This is a genomic window from Zhongshania sp. (assembly GCF_041623545.1).
GTDB lineage: Bacteria > Pseudomonadota > Gammaproteobacteria > Pseudomonadales > Spongiibacteraceae > Spongiibacter.
In genome coordinates this window covers 1-6583 of sequence record NZ_JBFJWS010000178.1, presented here as the reverse complement: position 1 = coordinate 6583, position 6583 = coordinate 1, and the positions used below count along the sequence as shown (strand labels likewise).

The window sequence follows — 6583 nt, the reverse complement described above, 5'->3', positions numbered from 1 at the left end:
CCCGGCATCGACAATGATGACGAAATTGTCTTTATGGCCAGCGACGCCGGCGAGATAAAAGAATCATACAGCTTTAGGGCCGATTGGAAGTCAGTGCAAATCGTCACCTTGCTTGACCCACTGCAGCCTGAGGCCAGCCCGCCTAAGGCGGTTTACCTCGTGCAAAAAACCGGCGGTTCGTCGTTCAATGCTAGCAACGGCTATGTGAACTATCAGCGCAATGCCGATGCCGACCAGTGGATTGACCGCGGCTTCTTTGCTGACGACGACCCTGAAAAACTCGGCAGCAGCAATACCGGTTACGGCCCTAACGTTGGCGGCAGTGTCTGCGACGATGGCGTTAACGTTAGCCGTATATCGAGCGACCGCTTCCCTCGCGATGGCACGGTGGTCAGCACCGACACCTACCGCTGGGAAGCCAGTGGCCGCTGGATGGTCAGAGACATTCGGATTAAATCGCCGAATGACGATACCACTGACAGCAATTATTGGCAGAGCCGCCCCGACCTTATTGACCGCTGGAAAGGCCGCGCCTTTCAGCAAAGTCCTGACTCAACCGTATCGCTGGTCGGCTTTGAAGATGAACAGGTCAACTGGGAAGCCAACTCGACTATCTTGGGTGAACGCCAAGGCGCCGTGCGCGCCATCCGCGAAGTGTGGGGCGCCGACTCTGGCACCAACGTCACCAAAACTGAGAGTTTTTATAAGGAGCTAATCACCTACCGCTACCGAATTCGGGTACACCCCATTCCACCAGACGGTTTATACACCTCTTGGGATTACAATCGCGCAGCGATGGTGCCAGCGGCAGATGAAAACGTACCCGCCGGTCGCTACTACACCGTACTGCGGCCCCAAGGTGTGCCGGTCGATGGCGTGAACGACGACTTCGGTCAAATCGATAGCCTGTGGGGATCCCCCGCCTTTTTCGATGCCCCCGATCCAAGCTTTAATTTGGCGCTGGGTTTTGAAAACTGGGAGCAGGTATCAGGTAAAGGCGATTCTGGCTCACTGGTGTATATCTTTGAGTTAAAGAATGCCCAAGCCCTAGCCAACCCGTTGATTGTGCCCTACTACCGGGACGACGCCTGTCTTGATGACGGCACTGGAGACGACCCCGTCGCGCGACCTTGGCCTGGCGAAGAATCGACTGACTTGCGAGTCCAAAATGGCTACGAAGCCTTGAATGATTACACGCCCTACGCCAGCTTGCGCTGTGATCAACGCCAAGGCGCTTTTGGTGCTCACGGCATTCACTACTTCTTTACCCACGACAGCGACAATGCCTTTACACCGGCACCAGTAACGGAAATAGACGGCCAGCAATGGCAGTTCATGGTGCCAAGTGCAGCACCGCAAAATGTGGCCGAACCCTATGCAAATACAGTTCGTTCACGTCTAGTGCCGGTTGTCATTAACGCCATGCCGAGCTATTAACTAAACTCAAGACGTCGCTACTGGCTCTCGCCCGTAGCGACTGCCCCTCCCCTCATAAATACCTATCTGCCACACAGCTTTGTCACGAAAGCATATAAATGTATACTAAGGCGCTGATTCTTGTATCAGCACTGTGGCGATTTCACACCAATAATGACCAGCCGCAACATTAGGCTTTACCCATCAGCAAAAATTATCACTAAAGGCCCCTGCGCCAATGGTGGCAGCTAGTATTTTTTATTTCGTCAGTACTGAGGTTAATGCATGAAGTTCGCAAAACTCCCTATTGCCCTACTTATCTCAACAACGCTCCTTAGCGCCTGCGGCGGCTCAAGTTCCAGCTCCAGCAATAATTCCGGCAGTGCACTTAAACAGGGGCAATTCATTGACTCCCCAGTTCAAGGCCTAAATTACACCCGCAGTGGCCTCACAACGAAATTCCGCACCCTTGCCAACGGTATTTTTATATTTAAGCCCACTGAGCTTTTACAATTTTCTGTTGGTGACATTCCCCTTGGCAGCGCACAAACAGACACTAGTACCCGATTTGTAACGCCAAGCGTATTGGCAAAAGGCGACGAGCAAACGCGAGTTAATATCGCCCGCTTTTTACTCACCCTCGATGACGATCAAGATCCCACTAACGGGATTACTATCAGTCCCACAGTACAACTTGCCGCACTCAGCTACACTGGCACTGCCGACTTTAGCCAATTAGATAACTCTGATTTAGCCCAGTTTGCGCAAACGGCCAATGGCGGTGACAGTCGCCCCCTAATAAGCGCCGACGCGGCGGCGCGCCACCTCAATGCCAGTGAAGCCGATATTGCAGACGGCGGGTTTGACGGTGACGGCGGCGGTGACGCTGACCTCGACGGTGTCAGTGACGCCAACGACCGCTGTCCAGAAACAAGCGCCGGAGCAACAGTTGACACCCGCGGCTGCACCGCAGAGCAAGGCATAGGTGACGCTGACGAGGACGGTATTCTTAATGAAAACGACAATTGCCCCAGTGTTGCCAATCCCGAGCAATTTGATTTTGATAAAGACGAACTCGGCGACAAATGTGATGATGACGCCGATGGCGACGGCGTAAAAAATGATGACGAAACCGACACGGACCCTCTCAACCCCGACAGTGACAGCGACGGTACCATCGACGGCGACGACAATTGCCCAGCCCTTGCCAACCCAGATCAAGCCGATTTTGACGAAGACGGCCTCGGCGATCTTTGCGACCCCGATCAAGACAATGACGGCGTACTGAATGAAGAGGACGCCTTCCCCTTTAACAAAGACGAAGCGACCGACACCGACGGCGACGGCGTGGGCGACAACAGCGACAACTGCCCAGACACCGCCAATACTGACCAAGCCGATTTCGACGACGACGGTATGGGCGACAGCTGTGACAGCGACCAAGACAATGACGGCACCCCTAACGGTAGCGACGCATTCCCCTTCGATGCCACTGAAACAAGTGACACAGATTTAGACGGCGTCGGTGACAATGCAGACGAAGACGACGACAACGACAACGTGCTAGACACCGCGGATTACTGCCCACAAACCCCGCCCGAATCGACAGTGATCAACAGTAATGGCACTGGCGCAAGTACGCAAAACGGCTGTACTACTGAACAAATAAGTGCAAATTACTGCGCCGACGGCAAACTCAAAACTGCTGGTGCCAGCTATCAGCAATTAATCCCCTCTCCTAACTTGGCAAGCTCAGGCGATCCATTAACAGTCAGCTTTGAAGTATTTGAACCCGGCACTATTGATTGCAGCAAGCTCGCTGCCGGCGCTCACCCGCTCATCCTCCACGGCCATGGCTTTGGCGGCAGTCGCACTACAAGTGCGGGTAGTTTCCAAACCTATTTAGATCAAGGCTATACGGTGATCAGTATTGACCAGCGTGGCTTTGGCGACAGCTCTGGCACCATTCGCGTCATGGACCCAAAAGCCGAAGGCGAAGACCTAACCGCCATCCTAGATTGGGCTGAGACCAACTTATATTACACAGCGTGGCGCAATGACAGTCGCGAAGAATTTACGACGCGGCCAACCACAGGCACGAGTGAAGCCGACGGCGACAATATCGTGGTCGGCGCCATCGGCGGCAGCTACGGTGGCGGCTATCAGCTACTATTACTGGCAGTCGACGAAAAAAATCGCTTAGACGCTTTAGCGCCCGATATCGCATGGCATGACCTGCGCTTTAGCCTCAACCCCGGCGATACCATTAAAACCGGCTGGGACTTAGCGCTGGTCGCTGGCGGTGAGTCGGCCAGTTATCAGGAGGGTATGGAAAACAATGAGTCGCCCACAGATCGTGGCTTGGATCCCTTTGTTAAAGAGACCCTGGCGCAAGGCGTAGCGACGAATGAGTTTCCCCGTGAAGCGTTAAAATGGTTTAACTACCACAGCCCCAGCTTTTGGTGCGCAAACCAAGGGGCGACTTACATGCCCTATAAAGCAGCTGCATGGGATCAAGACCCAAACGCCATTTATGTTCCTGAAAGTAATGAGCCTAACGAAACACCAGTCGCAGGTTCTGTTGACAGACAGCTACCGCCAGTCGATGTATTACTGACCCAAGGCTTTAGAGACACACTGTTTAACTTTAATGACGCTTGGTGGAACTACCAGTGTCTATCGTCACTAGGGGGTGATGTAAGGCTGTACACCCACCAATCAGGCCATATCCTAGGTGTTGCTGCATCCAATGAGCAACAACCGAGCAATAGCGGTGCCCCGATCACTATACCTGGCTTCCAAGACGGTGGCGGCAAGCAGGCCTGTGGCAGCACGAGCCTTGCCTATACCGGCGGCAACAACGGCTTTGTGCTGAACTGGTTTAACAGCAAACTTAAGCGGCAAGATATTGACACCGGTAGCAATGATCTATGCTTGTCGCTTGCTGACGATGATGCTGTAAATGTCGCCGCCGAGAACTTTATTGCCCCCGGCGGGAACGAGGCCGCTTATACCAGAATAAAAGTTTCAGCAGACAATATAGCCAACGGCGCTCTCGCTGCGGCAACCGTCACTAATGGCCCAACCGTGATTGAACTCGCTCAGATCAACAGCGAGCATGGCGCTATTCTGGCCGGTATCCCCACACTGTCAGTGGTCATTAGTACCGCAGACGGCGCGGCCCGCTCAGCATTGCAAGATTGCAGCCCCCCGCAAGTACCGACATTGCGCACCGGCTGCGACAGCATTGTGTTTGTCGGTATTGGTCAGCAAATCGGCGGCGAGGGTTACTGGGATTTAGTTGACGATCAAATTTACCCACTGCGCGGCCTAGGCGAGCACAACGTGAACCTCAACGGTATTGCTGAGCGTATTAGCCAAGGCGATAAACTCGCCTTGCTCGTCTACGGCTACCACCCGCAATTCCCCGCCTCATTTTCTCGCGATGAAACCATTGCGGCAGTAAATCTTCGCGGCCAAGTGGATCTGCCCCTCTACGCAGCCACCGCAGAGGGCAAGATTGATCTCGACAATGGGGGTTCAACTACCTTTAATCCCTGCGGCAATCCTGAAGCAGATGCGAGCGGGAGTGTCGAATCACTCCACTCCGGATCAAACTGGACCGATTTTGAAAACCTCGACAAAGATCGCGACGGCTGCGTTCAGGGCTATTCTTTTGCACGAAACGCCAGTGTCGATGTTGTTCGCAAGGATGAGCAAGAGGTTCGCGATGCAAACACTAGCGTCTTTAATCTCGATGTTCCGGAATGGCTGAGCTATGTGAAATGCGCTGAATCCATGACGTTGTGCAGCGCCAACAAAACTTTTGTCGAAGTCGGCAACTTTGATGACGACGCAGACAATGAAATTCGCGCAGAACTACCTTCAGTACAAGACGGCATCAACAGCCTTCAATGGAAGCCAAACCGCACTGCCGCCGCCGTGGGCTTTAACTACGCACAACTCGGTGGCGCTACCCAGCCCTTGATGCGAGTTGAATTCGCCACCGACAGCGCCATTGGCGATCAGCTCGTTCGCAATGTAGGTGGGGCGGAACCGATCACACTGCAACAAGACGATAAAATTATCGCCGTGCTGTGGCATCAAACCGGCAAGGGCGCAGGTCTGCACGAAGTCAACTTCTTCAATGCGGGACAAATCGCTGACATCCATCTGTATTTACTGCGCGATGGCGCCTCAGATAATTTCTACCGTAAGGGCGGTTTAACATCACTACAGGATTTTGATCCCACTACGATGCAAAATTCCCCCGGTTGGTTGGCAGCCTTTATCAGCGAGTGGAAGGTGAAAGAAATCGCCTTTGATACGGGCTTCACTACAGGCTCCGAAGCACTGATCATTGATGACGTGGAAATGATTATCCATCAACCATAAGCGTTGAAAGCGTGACCCTAAAAGGCCAATACCGGTTTCGGTATTGGCCTTTTTTCTATCCGCTAAGCTGGCCGCGCCGCGGCAGGCCCAGCTATGGCCATGGCTTTTATATAGGCCGGCCGCTGAGAGATCTTCTCCACGTAGGCTTTAACGTGCTCAAGATCGTCAATGCTGCGGCCACCAAACAATGGCAAGGCGGTTAAATTAAACATCACCATAATATCGGCGCAGCTGAACTCCGGCCCGGCTAAGTAGGCCGACTCCGCCAGTCTGTCGTTCAAATAATGGTAGTAAGCATCTTCACGGCGCTTGGTCATTGCCTTAATAATATCTGTAGCTCCGCCTTCGCCGCCCTCTCCCATTCCTAACTTGGTAAAAAACAGCTGCTGTAAATTATTATTAAATTGCATCCAGTACAGATAATCTGGGTAACACTCGTGGTCTGGGGCAATACTGAGCTTCGCCTGACCGTAGCGCTGGCTAATATACTCAACAATCGCCGCCGACTCCGCCATAACCCGGTCGCCGTCGCGAATGATCGGCGATGTACCTACTGGGTGTAATGCGCGATACTCCGGCGGCGCCAGCATGTCCGCGCCGCGATCAAACCACTCTAATTTATACGGTAGATTGAGCTCTTCCATTAGCCACACAATCCGATCCGATTGCGATGCGCCGAGGTGGTAAATTGTGATCATCATTGCCTTCCTTTCTGTTTTACATTGTAGTTATATCTTTATGCGTAGCACCTACGTTAACAGGCTACATTTGG

The 6583-nt window shown here is 53.1% G+C and carries 3 protein-coding genes; 2 read left to right on the top strand and 1 reads right to left on the bottom strand.

Annotated features, from left to right (window positions below; genetic code table 11):
• Both ABYT30_RS13700 and ABYT30_RS13695 read left to right on the top strand, forming a co-directional pair.
• Positions 1-1437, top strand: a 1437-nt coding sequence (locus tag ABYT30_RS13700) for a hypothetical protein (protein ID WP_373097019.1), incomplete at its 5' end; no start/stop codon positions are given.
• A 264-nt stretch (positions 1438-1701) separates the two neighbouring features.
• Positions 1702-5811 carry a thrombospondin type 3 repeat-containing protein gene (locus ABYT30_RS13695; protein WP_373079911.1) on the top strand — a complete coding sequence of 1370 codons (4110 nt, stop codon included), beginning with the start codon at positions 1702-1704 and terminating at the stop codon, positions 5809-5811.
• A gap of 62 nt (positions 5812-5873) precedes the next feature.
• Here the strand turns inward: ABYT30_RS13695 and ABYT30_RS13690 are convergent, their stop codons facing one another.
• The gene (locus ABYT30_RS13690) at positions 5874-6512 is read right to left on the bottom strand and encodes a glutathione S-transferase family protein (protein ID WP_373079910.1); all 639 of its coding nucleotides are present in this window, start codon (positions 6510-6512) and stop codon (positions 5874-5876) included.
• Positions 6513-6583: the final 71 nt, after the last annotated feature.